We start from the raw sequence: 26,571 nt of genomic DNA on the forward strand, positions 1-26,571 counted from the left end.
TGGATTGGCTAATCAATTGAGAAATCGGTTCTCCGTTCCCATCTATTTGTGTTAACACAGGATTCCAAAAGTATTGTTTGGTATTAGTATCTGTGCTATAATATAAATAGTTTCTAAATCGAGCTGTAGAGGTATTATTTCTCCATTTATAATCAGTTCCATTTAACACTTTGATACCATTGCTATCATAGACGCCACTGATGCCACTATTACCACCTGTATAGGTATGTGGATGCACTACGCCTACCAATAAGTACCATTGATTGATGTTAGGCATATCTCCTGACCAGAAATAAGGATTGTTATTAGCAGAACCACTAAGATTGTTTACATTTTGAGTACCGTGATAGGTTCTTCCATCCTGTGATCCGGTACGTTTTACCCAAACGGTATACCGATAGGTTACATTTTTATCTACCGGGATATAATCGGTATTCCAACCTCCATCAGCATTACTAGCTACATCATTTCCACATTTCCATAACAACGATTGTTCTCCAAATGGATTAGCTTCAAAAATTCTTTCATTTTCAGAAACTTCTCCATTTCTATTAAACAAAGCTGTTCCTCCAGCACCTACATTCCAATCATCGGTCCAATTCAGGATATTTGTACTTTGGCCTTGTCCACCTGCTCTCACTGCGATCGATTGCTTGGCTCTACCCAATCCATCAAAATAGTTCACAGATTCAACCTTATCGTTTTCCAATACCTGATCTTGCGCTCCTTCCTGAACTGCTTTCTGATAGGTAGTAGTTTTTACGTAGTTTTCTGTCTGTGTCTGTGCACTGATTGCTGTACTGATTAATACAGCAATGGCTAAAAATAAATTTTTAATTTTCATCACTGTATTAGTTGTCTTTATAATTATATTCATTCTCTGATAGAATATTTCCATCTTGATCTTTTACTTTTACGAATCGATTAAATCCATCATACTGATAATACATCGTATATCCTTTTGGGTCTGTGATACTGGTTACTCCAATCATGGGATCATAGGTGTAAGAAGTGATCAGTGCATTGGGCACTGCATCTCTAAGCTGATCTAGTTTTTCTCTCAGTGTACCTTCTGCACCAGCATAACCAATCGTATTATCATTATCCAGATTGGATTGAGATTTGATGGTTGCTACGTGCGATGCTATTTGACTATAACTTGCATTTTCTATTTTGGCTACAGGATACCTGTCATCATATCCCCAGATATAAATACTGGATGCTCCATTAGTTTGTGATATTTCTAGTGGATTTCCCTGGGTATCATACTGATGATATCGCATACGTGGTTCTAATGCTGCATTGCCTTTACTCGTGTGTATGTATTCCGGAGATACATGTTTTTCACTACCCCATAATTTATAATCTGTTCTTTGTTTAGCCAGTAGGATGTTTTCAGTACCTTGTTTGGTATACTGCTCTACTTGTAAAGGCATCCCAATACGATAGGTATCGATCATTACATCAATAGCTTTGTTGGCATTAAGAGGCAAGGTACCGAGCGCTGCTCTATCCTGAGGATAATACATTTTAGAGATCCCGATCTCCCCATTGTTTTTGGTGGTTTGCGTACGCGTCATTTGTTTATGGGTATCGTTATCATAGAAGTATTCTATTTTTTGCTCTATGATCTGATCCTCAAAAAACTGTTTTTCGGTTTTTGATTCTAATCGTGTCCATACGGGTGTTAAGCGGTACTTGTTAGCGAAATACTTGGTATATGGTCCTAATTCTCCTCCTCCAAAACAACCACCCACTACTGGGTCAGCAAGTGAGACGGAAATAGTATACGTACCATTTCCGTATATTTTTTTCTTACAGGCTTGATGGGCAACTGCCTCTGGGATCATAAAGACGCCATTGTGTGGCATGGTAGTGCTCAACGTTTGTTGTGAGTAGCTTTGTGAACTTTGCTGCACCATTTTTCTCTGATCGTTATAGTGGGTAGTGGTTCTCAGTCTTCCGTTTAGATGGTATCTGGGGAAATAAGGGCGGTTTGCCACTGCTACGCCATCATCTTGATTATAAAAACTATAGACAGTATGTCCTTGATATTGATCACCTTTGAATCGTATTTCGGAAACATTTGTATAAGCGATATTGTATTTTGCTTTTGGAGCTAAATTATTGCTATAAAACTTGTACAAATTCACATCAGGTACATTGACACCGTCACGCACAAGACCATTATGTATTTCTACATCGGAGAAAAACAGTTTTTGGTGCACCACCCCGGAAGAAGCATAGTTACCTTCTATAATACTAGGAGTAATTACTCCATTTTCAGGCAACGTATTATAATAATAATACTTAGTCAATACATCAGTAGCATTTTCTGAAGGTTTGTCTTCTGTTTTAACCAATCGTAAACCTCCTATCATATTGTTTCTGCTTATCTCCTGTTCTACTAGCAGGTCATACTGAACATTCAAAGCTGTATTAGCATTTCCATTGACTAGTAAAATGCGATAATCTCCTTCTTCTAATTGTAAAATAAAATCACTATCAGGAGTCGTACTGAAGTATACAATCTTTGGGTTGCTAGCAGGATTACTGCTCATAATATCACAATAGGTTAATGGGGCTTCTCCAGTATCACAAATAGTGTAGGTATCACCTGGCACAGAAAGGGAACATCCATTAGGTTGTAATCCAAGATCAGGGCAAGGACGTGTCTCACACTGCCCCGTTCCTATTCGAGATTTATATACACAAACAAATGTTACTCCATTATTAGCTAATGGATTGCCGGGATCATAATTGTTGAATGTGGCATCAAAAGCAATTGCTTTATTTGCATTTAAAGCATCAATGGTAAACTCCCCATTGGCAATATTCTGAAGATTGTTTAAATATGAAACATCATCAACATTAGGACAATCATCGAGATCATTGGTACTGGCTATGGGGTTGTCACTCCCTCCCTGAACCGCAGTGGTGTATCTTTGTAGATTCGTATTGGTTTGTTCTTCTAAAGGACCACTATGTCCGTTAAAAAAGAATTCAGTGCTTCCTCCGGTAGGATAGGTAATTTTTTGTAGCGTTCCGTTAATTGCAAATTCCGGTTTAGATGTGCGGTCAGACCCTGGGAAGTCATAATCTAATCGGCTCAATCCATATTGTTGATTAAAAAGAAACAAGTTCCCCACCACATTGGTGATATGTGCTCCTCCACCATTATAATATCCCCAAAGATCCATATAATGAGAACTTATGTGAGGAAGTTGTGTCGGGTTAAAATAGTCAAAACTATGCGTTTTCTCTTTAGGAGTTGTAGGTGATGTATTAACAGTTCCGTTATCACGAAACACCTCAATCTCACGAATTGCATCTAGTTTTAAACGTTTATCACCTGCTGGATATATCCCAGAACCGGATTCTGATACGAAATATGAATAATCAAATTCAAAGGATTTTATAGGCTGTCCTAAAATGTTATAGGAATTGACACTGGTAATCGCAGATTGCCCAAGCAAATCTTCTCGCTGTAGACTACTTCCAAAATCTACTGCCAACTTACCATTATGAAAAATAGCTGTTGGGTTAAATTGTTTGATCTTATAGATCGTTTGCTTATGTTGTTCTACAATTTCTTGTGTAAAAACTGAAGAATTCACGTTTTGATAAAATTGAACAATATGGTCTAAAGGCAACCGCTGATTCTCTGCATAGTAGGCTCCATTACCGTAGTAGTATACGATTGTATCTTCTTTATCAGCAGTTTCTATCTTGGTAACATACCAACTGGAGATGTATTCTGCGGTATATTCATTCTGTTGTGTGCTATAGGATGTATGGGTAAATTCTGCTTTGGCAAACTCATAGCGCGTTCCCTGGGTATCAGTAATGATCCAATTGGTGATCTGATCCCCTAACAGGGTATAATCAATTTTGACTTCTGGATTATCAATACAAAAAATTTGATATTTTCCATTTTCAGTTACATCATAGTTAATTCCAATGGTTCCCGATAGTCCGTTAATAGAAAAACTAAAGGTATCTGCCTGGATATCGATATTGTTCATACTATAATTAGTTAATAAAGCATCTGCAGCATTCATAGCCTCTACGGTAGAAAAAGTGCCCATATATGCATTATTGTAGGCAGCATCAAGACCTGCCCGAGTGCCAGGATCAGTAATTTTAGCATAAGTCCCATCTGCTTGATCAGGAAGTCCATGTACCTTACGAGAAACTACCCCGCCATAGTTCAGGTTCCATCCCAAACCAACCTTAGTAGCTAATTGATTTACCTTGATCCCAGAAGCATAGTAGGTCATGGATATGGGGAGTGAAATACTTTTTCCCGAAATCTCACAAATTGGAATCGAAATATTAGGAGTACCTGTATATTGATTCAATGGAACATTTCCATATTTAATAAAAGCTGCTGCTTCCGGAGAGTTAGGAATGGAGATATTCCTGGATAATTCTGCTGTATAGTCAAATGCAGTGTTCCCACCACTGTCATCACCAGATTGTGCATATCCCAAATTCGTGATTAAAAAGAGTGTGAGAAATAATGAAATATTTTTCATAAAATACGATTTAATAATTTTGCCTTACTTACTTTTTAGATTACAAACTAGCCCCTTTTTTGATGTGTTTCAAAATTGTTTACCAGTTGTAATTTGTCTTCTCTATGCATGTGTTTTGAGAAGTAGAATTGTTACCTCTGTTTTTTACTTTTTTTCTTATAATTTTATAAGATGCCTTAATATGAATTATTATTACTTGTTTATTGTAAAAGCATTTTTCACTAGAACAAACTTAAATCGAACAAATAGAATTAAAGTCCCAAATAGTGTTCTAAACAAGATTTAGGACAAACATCCATTACATTTAGGACTGTTTGGGTTCGAAATAAATCATTTATTTCGGGTTTTGAATTAAATCTAGAGTAGAATATTTAAAATTTTGAACGATATGCGGAAGGTGTGTTTTGGGTTTCTTTCTTAAAAGCAGTGTAAAAATTTGATTTGGAATTAAAACCAGATTCATATCCAATAGCTTCAATTGTATAGTTTTTGAATTCAGGATTACTAAGTATATTTTTTGCCCGCTCAACTCTAAGCCCATTTATAAAATCGGTGAAACTTTGATTAGCATTTTTATTAATAATTTTCGATAAATGACTTATACTTATATCAAACTTATTTGCTATTAACTCCAAACTTAAATTTGGATTAACATATAGTTTCTCACTAACAATGGTTTTTTCAATTTCAAGAAAAAGTTCATTTGAAACCTCTGATGTTATGCTAGAAGTAACATCATCAAAATTTTTACTTCTTATTTCAAAGCGCTGATTTATTATTCTTGTTTCGATTATGCCTTTGAAAACTATCCAATACACTAAAATTGAAATAATAATCCATAGTAGGTAGTATTTGGCTAGATCATTTTCCAACCTGGCTATATTCTCTTTGATAGCAAATAACCAAGAACAACAAGTAATAATTCCAATTACTAAAATATGCTTTAACCATTTTGTCCTAGCTTTTATTTTTCTAATATCAAAACTTTTTCTTTGCTTTTCATAATTAAATATTTGAAATAAAGCTATAGAAATCAATATAATAGAAAACACTAATGAAAAGTACTCTTCAATAGTAAAAAGTATATTTAAATAGTCTTTGAATATTGATATAAATTCAACTAATGACCTTAGGATTAAACTGATAATAAAAGGAACAAAAAGAAATGCTAAAACTTTAAATGATTGTTCAATTTTTAAGTATGTTACAACAAATACATAAAACATTGGCGTTATCAAAAACTCAAAGGGAATTTGAAAAAACAATTTCTCAACTAAATTAATATCTATGATTAAATATTGCAGATTATTAAAGGATAACGCTAAAGCAGTTCCGACAAGAAAATAATTAGATACTACTCTATAGTTTTTATTGAAAAAAACAATGAAACTAAATACAAAACCTTGAAAAATTCCCAGTAAAATAATAACATTAAAAATATTGAAGTTCAATTCTTGAGTTCCCACATATTTTATTTTAGTGCACAAAAGTATTAAAGTGCGATTAATAACTATAATATTTGCTATTTATTTATAGGGAATAAATAGCAATATATTGGTTTTAAAGGATAATAAAAACAATACTGTAATTGAAAATCTTTGAATTCTCTTACGTAATTTTTTTAAAAACGAAAGTAACAACATTAATAAGTGTCATTAATAGTCTAAATGTTACTACCAATTAGATAAATACTATATAACTAACTTAAAAAATGATAAATTTTTAGCTATTTAAAATATAGGACTATTGTGTAAAACTAATCCTAGATATTCGTTGAAACTGTTTAAAAGTCATGAAAATCTTACTGATCCCATTTTTGCAATTTAAGATCTGGGAATTAGAGTTGTATTGTTAAAAATTAATCACGCTATCTAATGCTTCATCCGTATCCTTATGAATAAAATTACCTTGATAACCAATGGTAGTTGTTAAGTGAGAATGTCTATATAGTTTTTGGAGCATCTGCGGGGATATTTTATCACCAGCAATATTACCAAATGAGTGCCTTGCAATGTGGGTAGTTACCTTTTTGTCAATTTCTGCAAGTCTGGCAATTTCTTTCAGATATTTATTAAACTTTTTGACAGCAGTTTTGACCTTGGCATTGATGTCTTTAGGGTCTTTTTGGTTTGCTTTTTTTAGTTCAGGAAAAATGTAATCGTGTTTGCTTTTTTTATCGTGACGATAATAATTGATTATTGACTTTACTTTATCCGATAATTTTAAAGAATCTACTTTATTGTTCTTGTTCATTCGATATATAATTCGATCATCCTGGATATCTGACCATCTAACATTCAGAACATCAGAAATTCTAATACCAGCCAAATAAAATGAAAAAAGGAATACATTTCGGGTATGCCAAATAGGGGAGTAGTGTTCCAATTCTAATGATTCAATATCAGAAATCTCCTTTTCATCTAATCCTACCTTTACAGTTTCAGGAAACTTGATCTGGATTTTGTTTTTTCCAAATGGGTAATCCTTTTGATCGGCTCTTCCTTCTGTAATGGCTCGATTAAATAGAGTTCTTATCACTACAAATGTATTCATTACTGATCGTTCTGCGGATATCTTTCCACGCTGATTAGTTTTGGTCAATATGTAGGTTTTAAAACGTTTTAAAAGCGCAGTATCGATTTCATGAAATTGGATGTCTGAACCTTTAAGAAATTCTCTAAATAGTTTTATTCTACTCCCATCTGGGTTTGCTCTATTGAATTTTCCTTGTGCATTAAGTTCGGTGATGTATTGTTCCGCTAGTTTAAAAAATGAGCTGTCTTTTCTTCCATCTTTAAGTCCATTAACAATATCTGCAGCAGTGAATGATTTTCGTTTGGTTTCAAATTCTAGGATAAGATCATTAGCTTCTGCAAGCTTTTGTATGATACGATGATTTAAACGTTGTGAATTAGGATGTGATTTTTTTACACGCATTTGATTGTCATCCCAATGTTTTTCTGCCAACCAATCAAAGAATAGATAACTAGCTTTTCTACTATGTGTAATTCTAAGAGATAGGAGGTGAGTTCCATCCTCTTTTTTCTTGCCTTTATATAACATTAATTTGGTAGTCGCCATACCGATATTTTGCTTTTAGAATGCAAATATAATCAATCTAGTTTCAACATAGTTTCAACATTTTGTGGTTTTTATTGGTTTTTTACGATTTTATAAATGTTTGGTAAGTATTTATTTTATTAGTGTTTATCGGATATTATAGTGTTTTTAGGTTTTTTTAAGCATGTAAAAACTTGGACTTAAAATCCAATGTCCATTAGGACGTACGGGTTCAAGTCCCGTCCCGAGTACTTAAAGCCTTCTTAATCTTTTGATTTTGAAGGCTTTTTTGTTTTTAGACGTTTCTTTACAATGCCAATATTTAGATTTTTTTTTGGTAAAACATACAAGCCGGGTGTTTGGGAAAAACTTCTCTGTTTGACAAAAAGAAAAAGACTAATATCCTTTCATAAAAGCCTTTTGAGACTTTAAAGTATAAAATTGCTAAAAAACTTGTGCAGAAGATTCGATAATGCTTTAGCATTACTAATCATACAACTTTAATAAATAAAGTATGCTTATAGCCTTTTTAAGGTGTTTAACAGCGTTTATTATTGGTGTGTATTAAAACTTTAAATAATGGGATTAAATTACTCTAAAAAGATAATTTTAACAAATATAAAGGGTAACATTTCGGTTAGTAAATACATTAATGTCTTAATGAAACAAAAATAAAGTAAAAATGAAACAAAAATTTTTAACGCTAATTATTATGTTAATTGTGCTATTTCTTAATTCCTGTAGCCCTAATGATATAGAAGATGAATTGCAAAATTTTCAGGAAAACAATACATCTGTGAGAATAAAAAAAGAAATTTTGATAAACGGACAGACAACTATTGTAGAAGAACGGAAAGATGGTTATTTATTTGAGGGAGATATAATTATTCCTAAAAATTCACAAGCTAAGAGTAGCGGTTTTAATCTTTCTTCTACTAGTTTGTGGCCAACAAATGTAATACCTTATGAAATAGAACCTGGTATTCAAAATCCTTCCAGAATTATAAAAGCCATTAATGAAATACAGAATAAAACTTTCTTAAGATTTGTAGAGCGTGATAACCAGGATGCATATTTGTATTTCAAATCAAACATTGAAAATTTTGCTGGAATTGGTTATATAGGACGACGCAATAATATTAATATTAACGATGGTGCTTCTTATGAAGTTGTAATACACGAAATAGGACACACATTAGGTTTGCTGCACGAACATACCAGATCAGATCGAGATGAATTTATAAATATAATTTATGAAAATATAGTTCCAGAATATTTTCCCATTTTCAAAAAAGTAAATGAAGATAGCCGAGTAACGAACTTTACTCCATTTGATTTCGAAAGCGTCATGATGTATAGTGCATATCAAGGTACCAAAAACTCTGAACCCACTATAACTAAAAAAGATGGTAGTCTGTTTAGTAAAAATATTAGAGGTTTATCTCCAAATGATGCTTTGGGATTAAACATCATGTATCCTAATGATGATAAATTAACTCTGGAGCATTGGGCTCATAGACAAGGAAGTATATTTTCAGATTCTCAAATATGGATGTCCGGAGATTTCAATGGTGATGGCAAAGACGACTTTGCAAAAATATTAGAAAGTAATCATATGGCCATTATCGATGTACACATATCCAACGGAACTGATTTTTCATTTAGTAGATGGGCCTTCCAGCAAGGAGGTTTATACGGAACTGAAAAATGGGTAGTAGGTGACTTTAATGGAGATGGTATGGATGATATTGCAAAAGCTTTCCCGGATAGAGGTAAAGCAAGTTTAGACGTTCATATTTCCAACGGAAATAAATTCTTTATACAACGCTGGGCAACACGTCAGGGAGGATTCTGGGATTCTCAAAAATGGTTTACTGGAGATTTCAATGGAGATGGGAAAGACGATATGGCAAAAGTTTTTAATAATAATGGACTAGCAGATATCGATGTGCATCTTTCAAATAATAATAGCTTTTCAATACAACGTTGGGCAACCGGACAAGGTGGATTCTGGGATTCTCAAAAATGGTTTACCGGAGATTTCAATGGAGATGGGAAAGACGATATGGCAAAAGCTTTTAATAATGATGGACTAGCAGATATCGATGTGCATCTTTCAAATAACAATAGCTTTTCAATACAACGTTGGGCAACTGAACAAGGGGGATTCTGGGATGCTCAAATATGGATGTCAGGCGATTTTAATGGTGATGGCAAAGATGATGCTGCCAAAGTTTTCAAAGATGATAATTATTTGGGATATATAGATGCACACTTTTCGAATGGAAGTAATTTTTCTATGGAACGCATGTCAACTAGACAAGGAGGTTTGTATGGCAAAGAAAAATGGGCTACAGGTGATTTTAATGGTGATGGAAAGGATGATTTTACTAAATCTTTTAATAATAATGGATTACCAAACATAGATGTACATCTAGTAAAATAAAGAAGTCTATAAAGGCGTAAGATACAGACCAATTATCTAAAGCTTTTGTATTCATATAAATATAAACTTCATCCATTCATACCTTTTTTTTAAATTCATTAAGCAGGTATTCTAGTTGGAATTTAAAGAAAAGGTATGAATGGAAAAAATATAAACATTTTATGCTAAGAAAATCTAAATCTTTACAAAGTTTATTGATATAAACTAATGGAACTTGTCCGTTGTTGATCGCAGGGCATTATTTTTGTTTGATTGGGCTTGTACAACTTGGGTAATTTAGTTGGAAACAGTTTCTATTATACCAAAAGCCCGATAAATCAATCGCACTTCCCAAGGATATAATAATTGTCGTCTCCCCGTATCCAATTCTTTGATTTCTTTCAATTTTCTGCGTAAAGTCTGTCGGCTGATGCCTAAAAATTCGCTTAATTCCTGTTTTGTAGTGAAGGTAAATCGCATATTTTATTGTCTATTAATGTCCTTTAATGTGTATTAGTGTTGTGAAGAGTTACATCGTGTAAAAAAGCACTCCATAACCTTCCGTATACTCTTAATTTACTGCTCTTTTTGTAAAAAACAACTTTTATTTTCCAAAGAATATTACGCCCTTTTTTCATCCGTTTTTTCCACTTTACTTTGACTGAAATTCAGTACAAAATGTTTAAATGGATCGCTGGCGGATTAGCCACTTTTTTTTCGATACGATATTTATCCCGTTTGCAAAAAGCGAGTACGAATATCACCTCTAGAATTCGGGTACGTATCCATAAGGTGAACCTAACGGGTATTGAATTAAAAGCTGTGGTACAATTGCAGAATCCCAATCCAGTAGCATTGCGGTTACAACATCCTTTTGTTAAGATTTTGCATAACAATAAATTACTCGGAAGTTCTACTGTGGAGAATACCGTGATTGAGATTCCTGAAAACAGCCAAAAGGATTTTGACTTGCATATTCAATCCGCAGGATGGCTAACACTCATTCAGATATTGGGAACCAGAGTTGCCAGTGATATCCGCAACGGAAATCCAATCGCCTTAGATATACAAACCCAGATCATCACCCGTGTTAACGGATTGCCATACGAACAAACCGAGAATATTATCCTACAACTCTGATGAAAGCACAACATAAAAGACATATAAGCAATTCCCGAAGCTTTGATCATTTGATCCCCAAAAGTGCTCAAAAGGATACAGTCATTATAGGTCCTGGAAAAGCCAAGTTGGAAGATACCCTACAACTGATGCAACTTGTAGTGCGGGAGACATTAAACGATAGCCAGAAGTTGGCAGTTAAATTAAGAGGCCATAATGTGACTAACACTTGTCATAACATCTGGATTATAGGTTTATAAATCCGAAATGACAAGGGAGAAGTCGATTTGTTTGTCTCGTAGTTTTAAAAGGGCTTAAAATTATTTTTTTAGGATTTTATAATTTTTGTGTTGCCACAACTTGAGCACCACCAATACTCTTTATTATTATCTTTTAGTTTAGAGTCCATTTTCTTTTTGCAGTTGGAACAAATACGTTGATCGATTTCATTTTCGAATGCCTGATAATAACATTTATAACAACCTCATTCAGTCAGTGATGTGTCTTCACTGTTAATACTCCAGGTGAAAGCATCTTCTTGGCATTTCGGGCAAATTTGTGTAGCCATTCTGTACTATTATTTAACTTTTTGTGTCAATCTATCCACTCAATTTCGTGACCTACTTCTCCTACTTCATTCCAAACCTCTTTAGGTAGATCGTATCTGATATTTAAAATTGCAATGATGTTCTTCCATCAGTTTATTGAACTTTTAAAAATTATCAAGCCATGATTCGATACCATACTCAAGAGAATCTATTGATTTTAGTTTGTTTAAGTTAATCTTTTGATCATATAATATTCCGGGACTTGGAATGTAACAGGTGGCATTTGTGCAATAACTCTTAAAAGCGTCTTGAGACATAGATGCTGTTAAAAAAACAAATTTTCCTTTTTCTAATTTATATAAGCCTTCTTTTTCTAATTCTTTTGTCTTCAAATACAACTCCTCATCTTCTGGATATTCATAGTGTTTTTCACTTCCGTCTTTCTTAGTTGATACAATTAAACCTCGTTCTAATGGCGATATGAAAAATTGAGTATTCACAAATAATAAAGTATCGTTCCTATAGTCCGATTCATATGGAACTAGTAAAACAGTTGAATCCCTTAAATTTCCTATAACTTTCATCGCTCTAGTACGATTCTCAGAACAATTAAATACCGCTCTATTTAGATATATATCATTATTGAGATACAGCGTATCGCTAGTGATTATTCTATTTAATGAATCATCATCTAACTTTATTAGTTTTTCTGTAGAATATAGTCCAAGATAACACCTATGAGTAATACAAGATGTAAAAACGAACAATATTAATAATGTCCCAAATTTAGTATTCATTGGTTTATCTAATTCCTTTTCTAATCCAGTTATCGACTGGCTATGTAATATTCTATAATTCATATTATCGTTTTATTGAACTTTGTTTATCCTTTGAGTATGGTGTTTTTGTAATCGATCCACTTTTTAATATCGTCCTTGGATTTTTCGATATTAAAAAAATTCGGTGTTGAACCATCCGCAGCTTTCAAGTCAAGTGTTTCCAAGATATTCCCAATGCAAGGTGTTGCTAATTCGCTTCCTCTGACATGCATTACAAAACCATTGATAACCTCAGAATCCCCCATATTAAACTCAATAGAAAAAAACTCGTTTTCCAAAATACCCCATGAAGGGTCAGAAAAATTCACCATTGGCTCTATCATCTTAATTTTCTTGATTACTTCGGATCGCTTTCCAATGAATTTTGATTTAAAATCATCAGGAATCTCATCTAATGTTTCATATTTCCCCCAATCTTGTGCAAACAAATCCCAACTCATTTTGTTATTTTTTTTATCGGTTCTTTGAACGTATTAATACTTAAAAAAATAAATTGTCTTTCTATATTCTTCATAATTTCTTAAATCGACTTGAGAGTATTTTGTTTTTTTTGATGAATAATATACGGTAATTTTATCTCCAACACTTTTCCAAAATACACCTCTACAATAGACATAAACTTCACCATAGTAAACTTTGTTGTTAACAATGTATTTGTATCTAAGGCGACAACTCACATTTCCTTTTTTCGGAATATATTCAATTATTTCTCCGGTAGTTTCTTTTCTATAATTGGCAACTAAATAGTCTTTATAAGCAAAAAACACACCAAATACCAAAAACAGTAGAATACCTATACGTAATAATATTTCTTTTGTTGTTAAATCAAGCAAACTTCGTTTTAATTTAAACATATATTAAAATTAACTTTTGATTAATCAAAATCAAAAAAAATAAGTAATCGTGTTATAGTTTATCGGTTTATTGAACTTTAGCGTAAATTAAATATCCCACAAATAAAAGTAGAATCAGAATTGCAAGTATTACTGATAATCTTTTATTGCTATTAATTATCCCAGCAATTAAATCAAGTAGCGTTTCAATCATCGTTTTATTGATCTTTAAGTATTTGGATACCTTTAAGCGCGAGTGATATCAGAAATGAGTATAGGGTTATCTATTTTTAGGCTCGAGTAAGGCTTGTTTACAAAACATCAATTATTACAAGCTGCTAGTATAAATTTGAGATTGCCATGTTCAAAAGATTCTAACATAGCTTTATGTTTTTTTCGTTTGCTCTTACCTAAAAATTGAAAATCTTTATTGGGAGTAGAATACAAGAGTTGTAAGTCTCTTTTAGATTTAGAAAAATTAAGATGCCATACCAATTTTTCTAATTTCACACGTACTTCAATAACCGAGTCCGAAGGAAAACCACTATACTTACCATAAATATAGGTTCCTTCATAATCGTTATTTATTTTTTCTATTGATTCTATAAAAAGCTCTTTGTAATCAATATCGATATTTCTAAAGGTATATCCTTCTTTATAATTCCCTCTTTTTTCACTCTGGAATACATTGCTTTCATCGTCCCAAATAAAATATATTGTTTTTTTGCATTCTACTTGCGATGCTAATTTTTTGATTTCTTTATGAGATTTGCAGCCTAGTAGACTAAGTAAAACTATTATTAACGCTGAACACAACTTAATACTTAATAAATTCTTTTTAAACATATTTTTACAACAGCTTAAATGTATGATCCCTTTTTTTAATGGCAACAAATATAGTCCTTCATTCGATAGATTGCTAAATTTTTAGAATAGATACTGATTTGCATTCATAGGATAATTATTTACAGTGCTTTTGTAGATAATGTTAAAATTAAGTAGCCTATTTTAGGCCTATTCAGGTTTGTTTACAACAATGGAATAGGTTTACTAGTACGCAATGTATAATTATTATGTTATTCTTAGACTATGACTTGGGACACTACTTTACATAAGATACATTGTTGGTAATAGTTTTTAAAACACATCGAATAGAATAGTTCCATTATCATCATAAATAAAATTCCAAGTTTTTTTCTCTTCACTTACTAAATCGTTATTAGAATTAAATACTTTCTTTTCATATTCAGAGTAATTGTTTTCTGTTAAAGAACGATAAAAAGTTTCTTCAAAAATATTAAGATTTTTCACTAGGTTTATACTATTGTCATAATTACTGAAAACCTCTAAGGTCTTTTTACTCAATTGATTTCTATTATATTCTAAACTTACAATACTATCTAAATTTCCATTTGAATTATAATAAAAAACAGATTCTCTAGGGTTGAATTGGTTTCGAGAGGTTGTTTTCATGATTTTTCCAATAGAATTATATTGATAATCAATTGTGTCTTGTGTTGTAGGGAAAGTTGTCTCAACAATTTTAGAAGTAATTTTCCCTTGTTGATTTAAAAATAGAGTTCTTTTAAATTTTGCAATTTGATAATTTAAAGAAGTTGTTTTTCTTTCTATTAAAATCCTATTACTATTTTGAGAAATTGAATCAAATATTTCTTTTGAAAATGTGTAGTCAAATCCACTTGTAGGACTTATGTAAAGTAGTCCACCAACCCTTTTTATTATTCTATTCTGTTCATCATAGATTATATTAACTAAATTATCCAATTGGGAGTTGTTTAAAACTCCTTGCGGATATTGCATATAGCGAAAATAATAATTATCAATAACGACTTCATTATTGATAGGGTTTAGGCTCTCATCATTAGAACAGTTTACAAGAGAAAATATGAATAAAACAAAAATTACTCTTTTCATTGATTCTGGGTTAAATTATTACTAAGGTTAAATGTAAAGTAGGCAAGGAAATTTTTACCCCCAAGCCTCTCACAGAACCAATACGTAATAGTCTCAAATCATATGGCTCTTCTTATAAAAATCTAAATTACATCATTAATTAGTATATACAATTTTCCAGTGGCAAAATCAATCGTTTTATTGAACTTTATTAGTTTTCATCGTCTTTAATAAGTTTAAAAAAATCTTCATTAAAAGGATTTCTTTCATTCTTAAATTGCGAATAATATTCATTTTCATATACCATTTTCGCACTAGTATCTGCATTTTTATTAAATACAGCAGAAAAAATAAAAATCGATAGAGTGTGATAGGTCTTTTTTTCTGCTAAGTAATCAATTAGCATATTACTACTATAACCGTTTTCTACTAATTTTTTAGCTTTTGATATTTCGTCCTTTATATCCATTCAAGAATCGTTTTATTGAACTTAATGTTTTCATATTACCCTAAATCACCTGGTATAAAATCTTGATCACTTTCATTAAGATAAGTAATCTTTGAAGAAAGACTTAAATCTACAGATAAACTATTACTTGGGCGAGCTTCAATCGGTCCTGATTTACCAAAGATTTTAATCATTAATTGGCGGTCTAATATTTTGACCCCTTTAACCTTTTTTAGTTGCTTCATAATGTTTAATCGTAAAATTAATGTTCTTCGTGTTCTGGATTAGGAAATCTCTTAAAGCCAATAGAGTCTAAATATTCTATTATACCTCTCTTTTCAGAAACTATATTCTCATCTATTACACTTTCATTCCTTTCAAAACTGAATAAACCCCAATTTATATTTTCATACCTTTTTGAAGTATCAATTTCAGCAACAGCTGCGCTCCAAGTTGTATGATTAGAAAATATCTTATTCCTTAATATCTCTTCTTTTGCTCCATACCAATAATTCAACTGTTTTAAAGCACTTAATCTAGGTTTATCAAGTTTCTCTCTTGACATACTATCGAATAGTTCTTTGCTTCTTCTTATCTGGAAAATTTTTCTTATTCCTTCTATCCATTTATCATTAGTAGGATAAGACTCTTCAATTATGTCAAGACCCAATAAAATATCTTCACTATCTTTTTTATTAATTAACTCTAAAACAAGTTTAGCTCTTTCTCGGTTTATAGTTTCAATAGAAGACTTTTTATTCAATATAGAATCTGGCTTTTGAATAATGAAAAAGAAAAAAATAGTCCCGCAGATAATTAAAGCACTTTTAATAAGATCATGATATAATCGTATTCTAGAGTTCTTTGTTTCGTTCTGTATATTTTCTATCTCCGCTTCTTCTTTATTCATCGTTTATTTAGATTTTTAATTTTCTTTGTACAAATACATAAGGTATTCTATTGATTTTATTATGTCTGGCATAGATTTTTCAACATCAATAGACTTATCAAATAGTAATATCAATTCTTTTCCTGCTCTTTTATCTTGAGGTTGGTCAATATCAAAAATAATAATTGCAGCTTCTTCATTTTCTGTTTCTATTTTAAGAGAACAACTAGATTCTTTCTGAATGAATTCAATATTCCTTATTTTTTTTAGGGGTAAAAAAAAACCTTTTTGAAAGGTCTTTTTTTTTGATGATTTTATAATCTGAACGCCTGATAAATAGTATGCACCTTTAATGCTTACTACTTCATTGAATTCTTGTAATACAAGCACATCTTCTTCATCAATACGATATTTTTCAAACCTATAATTAATCCAATCTATAGCCTTCTTTTCTTCAAATTTTCTTTGAGAAAGTGCTTTTCTTTTTTCTGTAGATTTATCAATAGTTAATATTCCATTTTCTATTGAGATTTTTCCTAACTTATTTATTGCAGACATACCTAGTAAAAGAGGAGCATTCTGTTCATGAACGACTGTTGCTATTACATTTTCAATCACTATATCTTCAAATTCTATTCTTCTTAATATTACTTTTGTTCCTTCATCTATTTGTCCGCTTGCTATTTGGTAGTTAACAGACTCTTTAATATCGTTTTCTGTGAGCAAGCCTTGTTTTAACAAAAAATTCGCCTCTGTTATTGAAATCGTTACGTTTGATGCCCCCGTATCAAAAATAAATTTCATAGGTATCCCATTAACCTCGCAAGGAACTTTAAATACTCCTTTTTCTTGATCAAGGTTTACTGTTATTTGGGAAAAACTTGTTGAGCAAGTAAGCAAAAATGATATGTATACTAAAATTTTTCTCATAAATCACCTTTCTATATTTTTCGTATAGTGTATTGCCCAAATCTTGATCCTTATCCCAAAATAGTTTTTTACATACCACACAGTTTCTTCTACCAACTTCATAATATCAGTTGTTGACAATTTGTTATCGTTTATTTGAACTTTTAGTTTTTAAGTTGTTTTATTTTCTTCCATTCTTTATCCATGAGTATTTTTCCATATATTACTACTTGAGGTGCATATTCGGCATATTTCTGATCACCATTTTTTGCTCTAGTTAATGTTTGTGCCATTAATTCTATAAGCTTACTAGAATCTTCATCTTCGGGATGAACAAGCATTGAAATTTCGTTCATAGAACGAAATAGAGTTTGTAGATTATTGTTGGAAACCTTGTTCAAAGGGTTATTTGATGTTTCAGAGATAATTTCAATTTCACCTAAGAATATTGCCACATTCTTTCTAAGATTATTTATCCACTCCTGCCTTTTATTAGCTATTTGTACCTTACGATCTAATTTAGAATTCCTGGTATTGACAAAGAGAACTATGAACCCAAGAAAAATTGTCCCAATTCCAATAAATAGATTCCCTAGATCTATCCAACTCTTATTAATTATTTCTTCACTCATCGTTTTGTTGAACTTCTTTTTATTTTTTGTCAGCTACTCTAATTTCAAGCTCTTCAATATCATTAGTTAATATTTTTTCAATGTTGCTTAAAGAAACTTGAAACCAATATTCTCTTTTATTTTGGTCATAATAACTAAAACAAAACTCACTTTCAGTAGCATCAAATCCTCCATTATAATTATCAGTCTGAAACATATCATAACTTTCTATCAATTCACATTGAAAAATCGTTAATTCTCTGTTGACTATTTCCTTACAGACTTCTTTGAATTCAGGATCTACCTTTAATTTCATTCTATAATTATGTTTTATCAATCGTTTTTTATCTTTTTAAGTTCTTTTTTTAAATCATTCAGTTCTTGATTTATTCGCTCAATATCTCTTTCTCTGAAAGTATCCTTAGTTTTTAGCTCAATAATTACTTTTTCTTGTTCATGTACTGTGTTTTTCAAATTATCAGGTTTCTCCTTTCCAAAAAATACACTTATACAAAATAGAACTACTCCTATTAATGCAGTAATTGCTTGCCAATTAAAGTATGGATTTGGTGATTTGTTTTTTCCTTTCCCACTAAGTCCTTGTCCACCCAAAAATATACTTAGCACAAAGCAGAGAAAAGCCGAACCAGCTGTCAAATAATACCAAGGTCCTATTTCTCTTTTCTCAATAATGAAAACCGCAAAAGCCCCAATTACTGTAATCATCGTCAAGGACGCAGAAATAATTTGAGTACTAATTGTTGAATTTTTGCTCATCCCCAAACTTTTAGTTTAGTACATTCTAATTCTTTCCATAATTCATCTATGGTTCCCATTATGACATGTCCACTTATTTCATTTTTTTTTGAATAATTCGACTGAATTTTTGATTTATTTATAATAGTTTTTATATCGGATTGAATATCATTTTCCAAATTGAAATATCCCTCTTTTCGTGATTTATCTATCAGCAAGTATCTGCTCTCTAAAATTGGTTTAATAATCATTTGATGAAAATTAGTTAGCAGAAAATATTTTGCATCAGGTCTAAGAATTTCGTCTCTATTTGCTAAATCAATATATCTTCTAATTGACCTTACTAAATAATATTCTTCACTGGTAAATCTTCTTCTTTCTCTTAAATCAAGTTCATACAGATAATCTGCATATAAAATCTCGTATATGTCGTAGTATTCTTTTCTCATTTTTGTTTTATTGTGCCTAACAATCGTTTTATTGAACTTTAAAATAATATAAAATCTAGAATAAGGTAAGAAGCAAATATTATTATCATAAACTGCTTATTCGATATTCCTAGTTTGAAATTTCTTATAATTTTATCAGATCGCATTGCAATCACGGAGATTACAATAATTGCTATTATCGTTTTAATCATCTTCAAGAATATTCATTGTTTTATTGAACTTTAATTATTAGAGAAGTACTCAAAAAGATCCTTGGAGTTTTTAATAACAACCAAGGCATCTTTTGTCAAACCTAAATACTTTTTAATTTTTCCTGGTAATTTCTCATTAATCGTAATCTTTTCTTCTTCTGTTAATTCTATGAAATCATAAATCCAATTTTCAAAATATCGCCTTCCATTAACTGTTAATGTCTGTGCACTATAATACTTAGTGTATCCTTCTGTATAAATCTAATTCAATGCAGTACGATAATCCTAATAATCAAATTCATCTCCAAACAATTCTTTAATTTCTGTTTGTAAGTAGCCATTATATGATTTGCTGGTTTGTCCCTTAGTATCAATGTAAACTTTAAACATTATGAGATGAACGTATAATTCTCTAGTATTAATTAATTTAAGGATTTGATTCATAGTTATTTTAAACTTTACATTGAATTCGTTTTAAGTTGTTTCTCCAATATATTATGACGAATTAATCGTATAATATCCCTTAAAGATTTAAAATATTTAGTTAATTCCTGATCGGTCAAAACGATTTTGTCATTTAGATGAAATTTGTTTCCAAATTGCGAAACTAGCTTCTCACTTACTCGATTACCGTTATGTATTATACAATTTCGTACAAGATACATTTCAACTAAATTTTCATCTAAGGTTATATCGAAACCTATCTTAGATAAATGTTTAAACCAATCTTGGATCGAACCATACATAATATCATTGACTTTTCTACCAATAATAGTTTGCAAAGTATTTCCTTCTAATAGACTTTCTATTAATTCATCGTCTTTGAATGTGCTTTTTTGCGATTTTAAAGCTTTAGGGAATCTTTCCAAATGATCTTGTATTGTAGAACCAATGAAATTCTCAAGAAGAAGTGAATAAGTTACTACCAATTGATTAAGAGCAATTTTATGAATCTCATTAAGCATTTCAGGTTTTTTAAATTTTAGGGCCTTTATTGAGATAATATTCGCTCCTCTAACTCCATTGATCGTAGGAAGTGTAGAAATTGTAGGAAATGTCTTATCTGTTGAATCTTCATAAAGACGACTTAATCTTTTTAATAAATCATTCAGTTTTTCATCATCTTTAAATACATCTAACCCAATTAAACTAGCATAATACAATTTTTGAGCTGATTCCAGATTTTCATTAAAATCGTTCCAATACTTATTATTATATTCCTCTATTAATAATTCGTATTTGTCTTTAGTTGTATTCCAATCTTTTATTTTTTTTTCAATATTTATCCTCATTTATTAATGTGTATCAACTTTCAATTTAAGGCTCTAGACCGAAGCTATCTTTTTATTTAATACTTTAAACAAATAACCCCATACCCGAAGAAATCTACAGACATGGGGTGGTTCATGATTTTTGTTGCTTCTAAATTAGGAAAATAAAATGAATAGACTATTTTTTCCCTCCATTTTTTATAATGTGCCTTTTGCAAATCAAATTTTGAGAAGAAGTGCTAAAGAGAGTATCTCTAGATAATATAATGGTTCATTTAAGTGTTATTTGGTAAACTTATACAATGAACCGCTTTAATAAACTCTTTGGACTTCGAGGTAGAATTTCTGAGATCCCGCCCCGAAGGCGGGATTAGTTCAACTATCTATTTTGATGCAACGCTACGCGATTTTTCAACATAGAAGTTTCACTAAAACCACCGTATTTTTGGAGTAAGTCAAAGAGATTTTTTTTGGTATAATAATCATCTTTTGATACATCATAGATTCCATTAAGCATATTGATACCAATTCATAAAACAATAGCCAATATCAATACAATCTCTTCTTACAAGAATTTTTTCATAAAATTACTCTTATAAGCCCTGCCTAAAGGAATTGTGTTCTGATGTATTAAATAAATTTGATTACCAGACACTCTCTCAATTTTTGTGGTGTTGATGATGTATGATTTATGTACTCTCATAAATTTTTTCGAAGGCAAAAGTTCCTCCCAGTAACGCAGTCTTTCGGATGATACGTGTTTTTTGTTTTGTAGGTGAAGTTCCGTGTAATCGGCATCAGATACTATGTGGGAAATATCATCAATAAGAATACGTACCAGGTCGTAACCTACTTTCACATACACTTCATTCATTTCTGTGGTCTCCGCACTCGGAATTAAATTTTGCTGTTTGGTCTCGACCTTCGAAATGGCTTTAATAAATCGCTGAAATGAAAATGGTTTCAATAAATAATCCACCACATCAAATTCATAACTTTCTAAAGCATACTCAGAGAAAGCTGTTGTAAGAATAACCTGAGGTGGATTGGATAGCGTTTTTAAGAAGTCAATACCGGATATCTTAGGTAAATGAATGTCTAAAAAAATGACATCTACTTTGGTCAATTTCATCATTTCCATAGCTTCCAGAGCATCAGTAAAAGTTCCTATGAGTGTTAGCGAACCTATATCTTCAATGTATTTTTTTAAAATACGTTGTGCAGGTAGTTGATCTTCTATGATGATGCATTTCATTATTCCTGAGACTTTTTTAGATCGATGGTTAATTCAACTTCATATGTTTCTTCATTAGCCTTAATCTGTAATGTATGTGCCTTTGGATATATAATAGCAAGCCGTTTTTTTACATTTTCCAAGCCAATTCCACTATCTAAATTATTTGTATTGGTTTGCGTTTTATAGGTGTTCGAACATTTAAAATAAAGCAATCCGTCCTCAGTAATCTTAATATCTACAAGAATAATTATACCACCCGTTTGACTAGAACTTCCGTGTTTCAAAGCGTTTTCAAGAAAAGCAATCAAAATAAGTGGAGCTATCCGAAAATTTGATTGGGCGATACTTTTCGAGAAAGTAACGGTGCCACGCCCTTCTATTTGCAAACGCCCAAGGTTGATAAAGTTTTCTAATTGTTCTACCTCTTTTGAGAGCGAAACGTATTTTGCCTTGCACTCATAAAGCATATATCGTAGCACACCCGATAACTCTAGGATAACCTCTGGTGTGCGTGGGGATTTTTCGATGGCATATGAATACAGGTTATTCATATTATTGAACAAGAAGTGAGGATTAATTTGCGACTTTAGGAATTGTAGTTCGCTTTCCTTTACATAGTCTTTTAATTCTTTGACCTCTTTTTGTTTGATAAGGGCATCCCAGCCAAATTTGAATCCTGCCAGGACCGATAAAGTTGGCAAAGTGCTCATAAGATTATACGCTACTCCCAGGAACCTGGTACCGCGCGTATCTGGGAAATAGATTTTTTCTAATATAACTTCTTCCACAAAAATTACCCATACCACCACCAATGCAACATATAATGTAAACTTCAAGTATGCTCCGGGATATAGAAATTTAGGAAGAAGTACGTAATTGACCACAAGGCCCGCAATTACAAAATTCAAAAAGAACACATATTGATAAGGTTTTATTTCAGGATTACGACGATCAAATGAATAAAAAGTAAATACCACGATATGCAATATCACCTGAAACCAAACCTCTTTATTTAAGAATATTTTTTTCACAATATCAAAAGCTGTATAACAAATATAGTTTTTGCTTTTCCAACTATAAGATTTAAAAGGTAATCCTCTTAATAATCACTATAAACGGCAGATCTATCGAGGTCAATGACAATAATGTCGTTTGTCGGATTAGAATAGTTGTTTACCCAAATGGATTTTTATAAATCTATTCTTCTTCTTTTCTTTGGATAATCAAATTATAATTAAAGTATAATGAACATACGGTTTCTTTTAATACTATTATTTTTTACAGTTGGAGTCTGGGCTCAAAATGAAGAAATACTAGTTTCTGGATCGTTGGTTGAAGCCGAAACTGGTCAACCTATCCCTTATGCTACCGTTGTTTTAATTGATACAAATTCTAAAGCTACAATTTCTGGAGCTATAACCGATGATAATGGTTTATTTGAGATAAAAACTACAAAAAAAGATTTTTATGTTGAAATAAGTTTTATAGGATTTAAAACCATTCAACTTCGAGATTTTAGCATAAACGACAATAAAGTTGACTTAGGTATAATTAAACTTTATCAAGACAGCCAAACATTGGATGAGGTTGTCGTTAGAGGAGAAGTTTCTAAAACAGAGTTCAAATTGGATAAACGTGTTTTTAACGTTGGAAAAGACCTAAGTACTGCAGGAGCTAGTGCATTAGAGGTACTTAACAATGTACCATCAGTTAATGTGAATATAGAAGGAGAGATAAGTTTGCGAGGAGCCGGAGGAGTCCAAATCTTGATTAATGGAAAACCCTCTGTATTAGCTGATGAATCAAGCAATGCCTTGGGAACCATTACAGCAGATATGATTCAAAGTATCGAGGTAATCACCAACCCTTCTGCCAAATATGAAGCCTCAGGTACTTCAGGGATTTTAAATATCATCTTAAAAAAAGAAGAGAAAAAAGGTTGGAACGGTTCTGTTTCACTCAATACTGGTATACCTGATAATCATAGTATAGGAGCTAGCCTTAACCGCAGAACTGAAAAATTTAATCTGTTTACTCAAATGGGAGCAGGCTATCGTTCACTGCCAAGAGATAATGAGGCGATCAACCGAAACCTAGAAAATGGTGAAGTAGTTTTTAGTGAGGGAGAGAACTTTAGAAATGAGACTTTTTTCAACATTACGTTGGGTACAGACTATCATTTAAATAAATACAACGTTTTTACGCTTTCAGGAAACTTCGCCTACGAAATTGAGGATCAGCCTTCTGAAACTAACTTTCGTTTTTTTGATGCAAGTAATACCTTGGTATCTCGATGGGTGCGAGACGAAACTACCGAAGCTACTAATCCCAAATGGCAGTATGAGTTTAATTGGAAAAAGGAATTTAAAAATAATAAAGACCATACGTTTCAACTAAGTGCTTTAGGGAGTTTCTTCGGAAAAGATCAGTCTTCCTTATTTACAGATACTACTTTAGAAGGAGAAAATGTAGATAATAATCAACGCACCGCTACTAATTTTCAGCAAGCAGATTTTACCTTCAAAGCAGATTATACCAATCCATTAACTAAAGAATATGCTATAGAGACCGGAGCGCAATATGTTATAAACGATGTAGGAAATGATTTTGAGGTTGAGGATCTTATTAATGGAGAATTTGTAATCAATGAAAACCTGACCAATGACTTTGAATGGAATCAAAAGGTATTGGGAGTTTATGGAACTATAGCTTATGAAAATGAGATCTGGGGAATTAAGGCAGGATTACGTGTAGAAAATACTGATTTAGAAACTTTATTAGCAAATACCAACGAAGGCAACTCTCGAAATTTCACCAATTTTTTCCCTAGTTTTCATACCTCTTATACGTTTAGCGAGAAGTTTTCATTGCAGGCTGGTTACTCAAAACGTATATTCAGGCCTAGGCTTTGGGATTTGAATCCTTTTTTCAACATTCGAAATAATTTCAATATCCGAACGGGAAATCCAGAATTACAACCGGAGTTTACTAATTCCTACGAATTAACGAGTATTTATAAAATTGGAAAGGCAAGTATGAGTTCCAGTTTGTACCATCGCTATACGACAGATGTGGTAGAACGAGTATCGACTTTTGTCGATAATGTGAATTTTACTACTCCTGAAAATATTGGTACGAATTCTTCTATAGGTTTTGAAACAAATGGAAAGTATAATCCTGTAAAATGGTTGACTTTTACCGGGGATTTCAATTTTAATTATTTTGACAGAAAGGGAACTTTCGAAGGCCAGGTTTTTGACTTTACAGGGAATCAATGGTCCACTCGCTTAGGTTCGAAAATTAGCTTGCCCGCAGATATCGACTTAGAATTGAATGGTAACTATCGCTCTGGATTTGAAACTGTCCAAGGGGAACAAAGTGGTTTTGCCTTTCTAGATATAGGGATGCGTAAAAAAATCTTAAAGGGTAAAATAGTAGCAAATCTAGGTGTCCGTGATGTTTTTGCTTCCAGAATTCAAGAACGTTTTGTGAATCAACCTACTTTTGAAACCTACAATTTTGGGCAACGTGGACGCTTTATTACTTTTGGACTAAGCTATGCTTTTGGCAAAGGAGAGGCAATGACGTATTCGGGGAGAAGAAGGTAAATGAAGTGATCTTAAAATTCGAAAGTCAATTAACAATTATCAATCTTATATGAACTTTATAATTTTACCAGTAGTTAATCCTGAGTTTAGTTTACTTTATATTGTTTAAAAAAATGATCAATAACAAAATTGATTACAAAACAATGAAATAGACTATCAAAAATCATGAAACCATGACAATATCCAAAGATTATAAAGGGGATAAATTGATAATGGATGGTGTATTCCTAATAAAGTAGATATTTAATCGAGCAGTAAAGAGCAGAACCTAAACTTATCATAAAAGATGGTGAAAATTTACGATTCAAAAGAAAACCTACATTTGTGATGGACTCTACAAGTAATAATTATACATTAAAATATCAATCAAAGGGAATGGACTCACTGATACTTTGGAGAAGCACCAGATCATAGCATACGAAAACCAGAAGAACTCCTAACTGAACATCAAGAAAAAATCACGCTGTAATTACTCGGACGGATACATTTTGAACCTCTCGAATTCGAGAGGTTCAAAAATGACAGTATCATATAAAAGTTAGTAGTCGGTATACAAATTTTTCTCACATCGAAAAAAAGAATAATAAAGAAACAATTAATATTGACTACAATTGCAAGTTGTTTCAAAATTTTCAGGTAAACTATCCCTGCAAAATGCTCGACATATATCGTGCATAGTATGCCCACCTATAATGAATTGTTGTTCTGGTTTGTTTAGTGTTTGAACACCTTTAATATTTAAAACTGATTTTAACATGATAATATATTTATATTTAGTTAATAAAACATAACTAATATAGATAAAAAGAGATGATTAACCTACAAAAACCACAAATATAAGAACCTGTCAAAGAATCATCATTTTTTCAAACTCTTTGCTTTTTTAGAACTAGATTCGAGAAATACGTTGAAGAATCCATATTGTC

General features: G+C 31.7%; 25 protein-coding genes. 4 read left to right on the top strand and 21 right to left on the bottom strand.

Going from position 1 to position 26,571, the window contains the following annotated elements:
* From Q0910_RS08035 to Q0910_RS08050, 4 genes are all read right to left on the bottom strand, one after another.
* Positions 1–844, bottom strand: an 844-nt coding sequence (locus Q0910_RS08035) for a hypothetical protein (RefSeq protein ID WP_299214618.1), incomplete at its 3' end; no start/stop codon positions are given.
* 7 nt (positions 845–851) lie between these two features.
* Entirely contained in the window at positions 852–4,538 is a 3,687-nt protein-coding gene (locus Q0910_RS08040; RefSeq protein WP_299214621.1) for a hypothetical protein, read from the bottom strand.
* A 371-nt stretch (positions 4,539–4,909) separates the two neighbouring features.
* Positions 4,910–6,004: an AraC family transcriptional regulator gene (locus Q0910_RS08045; protein WP_299214623.1), complete on the bottom strand. Its 1,095-nt coding sequence runs from the start codon at positions 6,002–6,004 to the stop codon at positions 4,910–4,912.
* Positions 6,005–6,389: 385 nt separating this feature from the next.
* Entirely contained in the window at positions 6,390–7,619 is a 1,230-nt protein-coding gene (locus Q0910_RS08050) for a site-specific integrase (RefSeq protein ID WP_299214625.1), read from the bottom strand.
* Positions 7,620–8,280: 661 nt separating this feature from the next.
* Here Q0910_RS08050 and Q0910_RS08055 point away from each other — a divergent pair.
* Positions 8,281–10,044: a M12 family metallopeptidase gene (locus Q0910_RS08055; RefSeq protein ID WP_299214628.1), complete on the top strand. Its 1,764-nt coding sequence runs from the start codon at positions 8,281–8,283 to the stop codon at positions 10,042–10,044.
* A gap of 276 nt (positions 10,045–10,320) precedes the next feature.
* Here Q0910_RS08055 and Q0910_RS08060 read toward each other — a convergent pair whose 3' ends face one another.
* Positions 10,321–10,503 (bottom strand): helix-turn-helix domain-containing protein, encoded by a 183-nt coding sequence (locus tag Q0910_RS08060; protein ID WP_299214630.1) that lies wholly within the window; start codon positions 10,501–10,503, stop codon positions 10,321–10,323.
* 198 nt (positions 10,504–10,701) lie between these two features.
* On the opposite strand from Q0910_RS08060, the gene Q0910_RS08065 reads away from it, so the two are divergent.
* The gene (locus Q0910_RS08065) at positions 10,702–11,163 is read left to right on the top strand and encodes a hypothetical protein (RefSeq protein WP_299214633.1); all 462 of its coding nucleotides are present in this window, start codon (positions 10,702–10,704) and stop codon (positions 11,161–11,163) included.
* A gap of 50 nt (positions 11,164–11,213) precedes the next feature.
* Positions 11,214–11,402, top strand: coding sequence for a hypothetical protein (locus tag Q0910_RS08070; RefSeq protein WP_299214636.1), 189 nt, complete (start codon positions 11,214–11,216; stop codon positions 11,400–11,402).
* A gap of 452 nt (positions 11,403–11,854) precedes the next feature.
* On the opposite strand, the gene Q0910_RS08075 is transcribed toward Q0910_RS08070, so the two are convergent.
* The 16 genes from Q0910_RS08075 to Q0910_RS08150 all read right to left on the bottom strand — a co-directional run bounded on the left by Q0910_RS08075 (position 11,855) and on the right by Q0910_RS08150 (position 23,068).
* Entirely contained in the window at positions 11,855–12,550 is a 696-nt protein-coding gene (locus Q0910_RS08075) for a hypothetical protein (protein ID WP_299214638.1), read from the bottom strand.
* Between the two features lie 23 nt (positions 12,551–12,573).
* Positions 12,574–12,969, bottom strand: coding sequence for a hypothetical protein (locus Q0910_RS08080; RefSeq protein WP_299214640.1), 396 nt, complete (start codon positions 12,967–12,969; stop codon positions 12,574–12,576).
* A gap of 33 nt (positions 12,970–13,002) precedes the next feature.
* A complete protein-coding gene (locus Q0910_RS08085; RefSeq protein ID WP_299214643.1) occupies positions 13,003–13,383 on the bottom strand; it encodes a hypothetical protein in 381 nt (126 codons plus the stop codon).
* 300 nt (positions 13,384–13,683) lie between these two features.
* The gene (locus Q0910_RS08090) at positions 13,684–14,208 is read right to left on the bottom strand and encodes a hypothetical protein (RefSeq protein ID WP_299214646.1); all 525 of its coding nucleotides are present in this window, start codon (positions 14,206–14,208) and stop codon (positions 13,684–13,686) included.
* Positions 14,209–14,499: 291 nt separating this feature from the next.
* On the bottom strand, positions 14,500–15,297 hold the full coding sequence (locus Q0910_RS08095) for a hypothetical protein (RefSeq protein ID WP_299214649.1): 798 nt from the start codon (positions 15,295–15,297) through the stop codon (positions 14,500–14,502).
* Between the two features lie 190 nt (positions 15,298–15,487).
* The gene (locus Q0910_RS08100; protein WP_299214651.1) at positions 15,488–15,745 is read right to left on the bottom strand and encodes a hypothetical protein; all 258 of its coding nucleotides are present in this window, start codon (positions 15,743–15,745) and stop codon (positions 15,488–15,490) included.
* 35 nt (positions 15,746–15,780) lie between these two features.
* The gene (locus tag Q0910_RS08105; RefSeq protein ID WP_299214654.1) at positions 15,781–15,969 is read right to left on the bottom strand and encodes a hypothetical protein; all 189 of its coding nucleotides are present in this window, start codon (positions 15,967–15,969) and stop codon (positions 15,781–15,783) included.
* Positions 15,970–15,986: 17 nt separating this feature from the next.
* The gene (locus Q0910_RS08110) at positions 15,987–16,634 is read right to left on the bottom strand and encodes a hypothetical protein (RefSeq protein WP_299214657.1); all 648 of its coding nucleotides are present in this window, start codon (positions 16,632–16,634) and stop codon (positions 15,987–15,989) included.
* A gap of 15 nt (positions 16,635–16,649) precedes the next feature.
* A complete protein-coding gene (locus tag Q0910_RS08115) occupies positions 16,650–17,543 on the bottom strand; it encodes a retropepsin-like aspartic protease (RefSeq protein WP_299214660.1) in 894 nt (297 codons plus the stop codon).
* Between the two features lie 143 nt (positions 17,544–17,686).
* A complete protein-coding gene (locus Q0910_RS08120; protein WP_299214663.1) occupies positions 17,687–18,154 on the bottom strand; it encodes a hypothetical protein in 468 nt (155 codons plus the stop codon).
* A gap of 19 nt (positions 18,155–18,173) precedes the next feature.
* Entirely contained in the window at positions 18,174–18,449 is a 276-nt protein-coding gene (locus Q0910_RS08125; protein WP_299214666.1) for a hypothetical protein, read from the bottom strand.
* A 17-nt stretch (positions 18,450–18,466) separates the two neighbouring features.
* Positions 18,467–18,910: a hypothetical protein gene (locus tag Q0910_RS08130; protein WP_299214669.1), complete on the bottom strand. Its 444-nt coding sequence runs from the start codon at positions 18,908–18,910 to the stop codon at positions 18,467–18,469.
* Complete coding sequence (locus tag Q0910_RS08135; RefSeq protein ID WP_299214672.1) at positions 18,907–19,338, bottom strand: hypothetical protein; 432 nt, start codon at positions 19,336–19,338, stop codon at positions 18,907–18,909. The genes Q0910_RS08130 and Q0910_RS08135 overlap by 4 nt, the downstream gene beginning before the upstream one ends.
* Positions 19,339–19,987: 649 nt before the next feature.
* Complete coding sequence (locus Q0910_RS08140; protein ID WP_299214675.1) at positions 19,988–20,821, bottom strand: hypothetical protein; 834 nt, start codon at positions 20,819–20,821, stop codon at positions 19,988–19,990.
* A gap of 544 nt (positions 20,822–21,365) precedes the next feature.
* Positions 21,366–22,055 (bottom strand): response regulator transcription factor, encoded by a 690-nt coding sequence (locus Q0910_RS08145; protein ID WP_299214678.1) that lies wholly within the window; start codon positions 22,053–22,055, stop codon positions 21,366–21,368.
* The gene (locus Q0910_RS08150; RefSeq protein WP_299214681.1) at positions 22,055–23,068 is read right to left on the bottom strand and encodes a histidine kinase; all 1,014 of its coding nucleotides are present in this window, start codon (positions 23,066–23,068) and stop codon (positions 22,055–22,057) included. Before Q0910_RS08150 ends, Q0910_RS08145 begins: the two co-directional genes overlap by 1 nt.
* A gap of 213 nt (positions 23,069–23,281) precedes the next feature.
* Between Q0910_RS08150 and Q0910_RS08155 the strand changes: the two genes are divergently transcribed.
* Entirely contained in the window at positions 23,282–25,645 is a 2,364-nt protein-coding gene (locus Q0910_RS08155; protein ID WP_299214684.1) for a TonB-dependent receptor, read from the top strand.
* Positions 25,646–26,571: the final 926 nt, after the last annotated feature.

The organism is uncultured Aquimarina sp., from assembly GCF_947495315.1.
Taxonomy (GTDB): domain Bacteria; phylum Bacteroidota; class Bacteroidia; order Flavobacteriales; family Flavobacteriaceae; genus Aquimarina.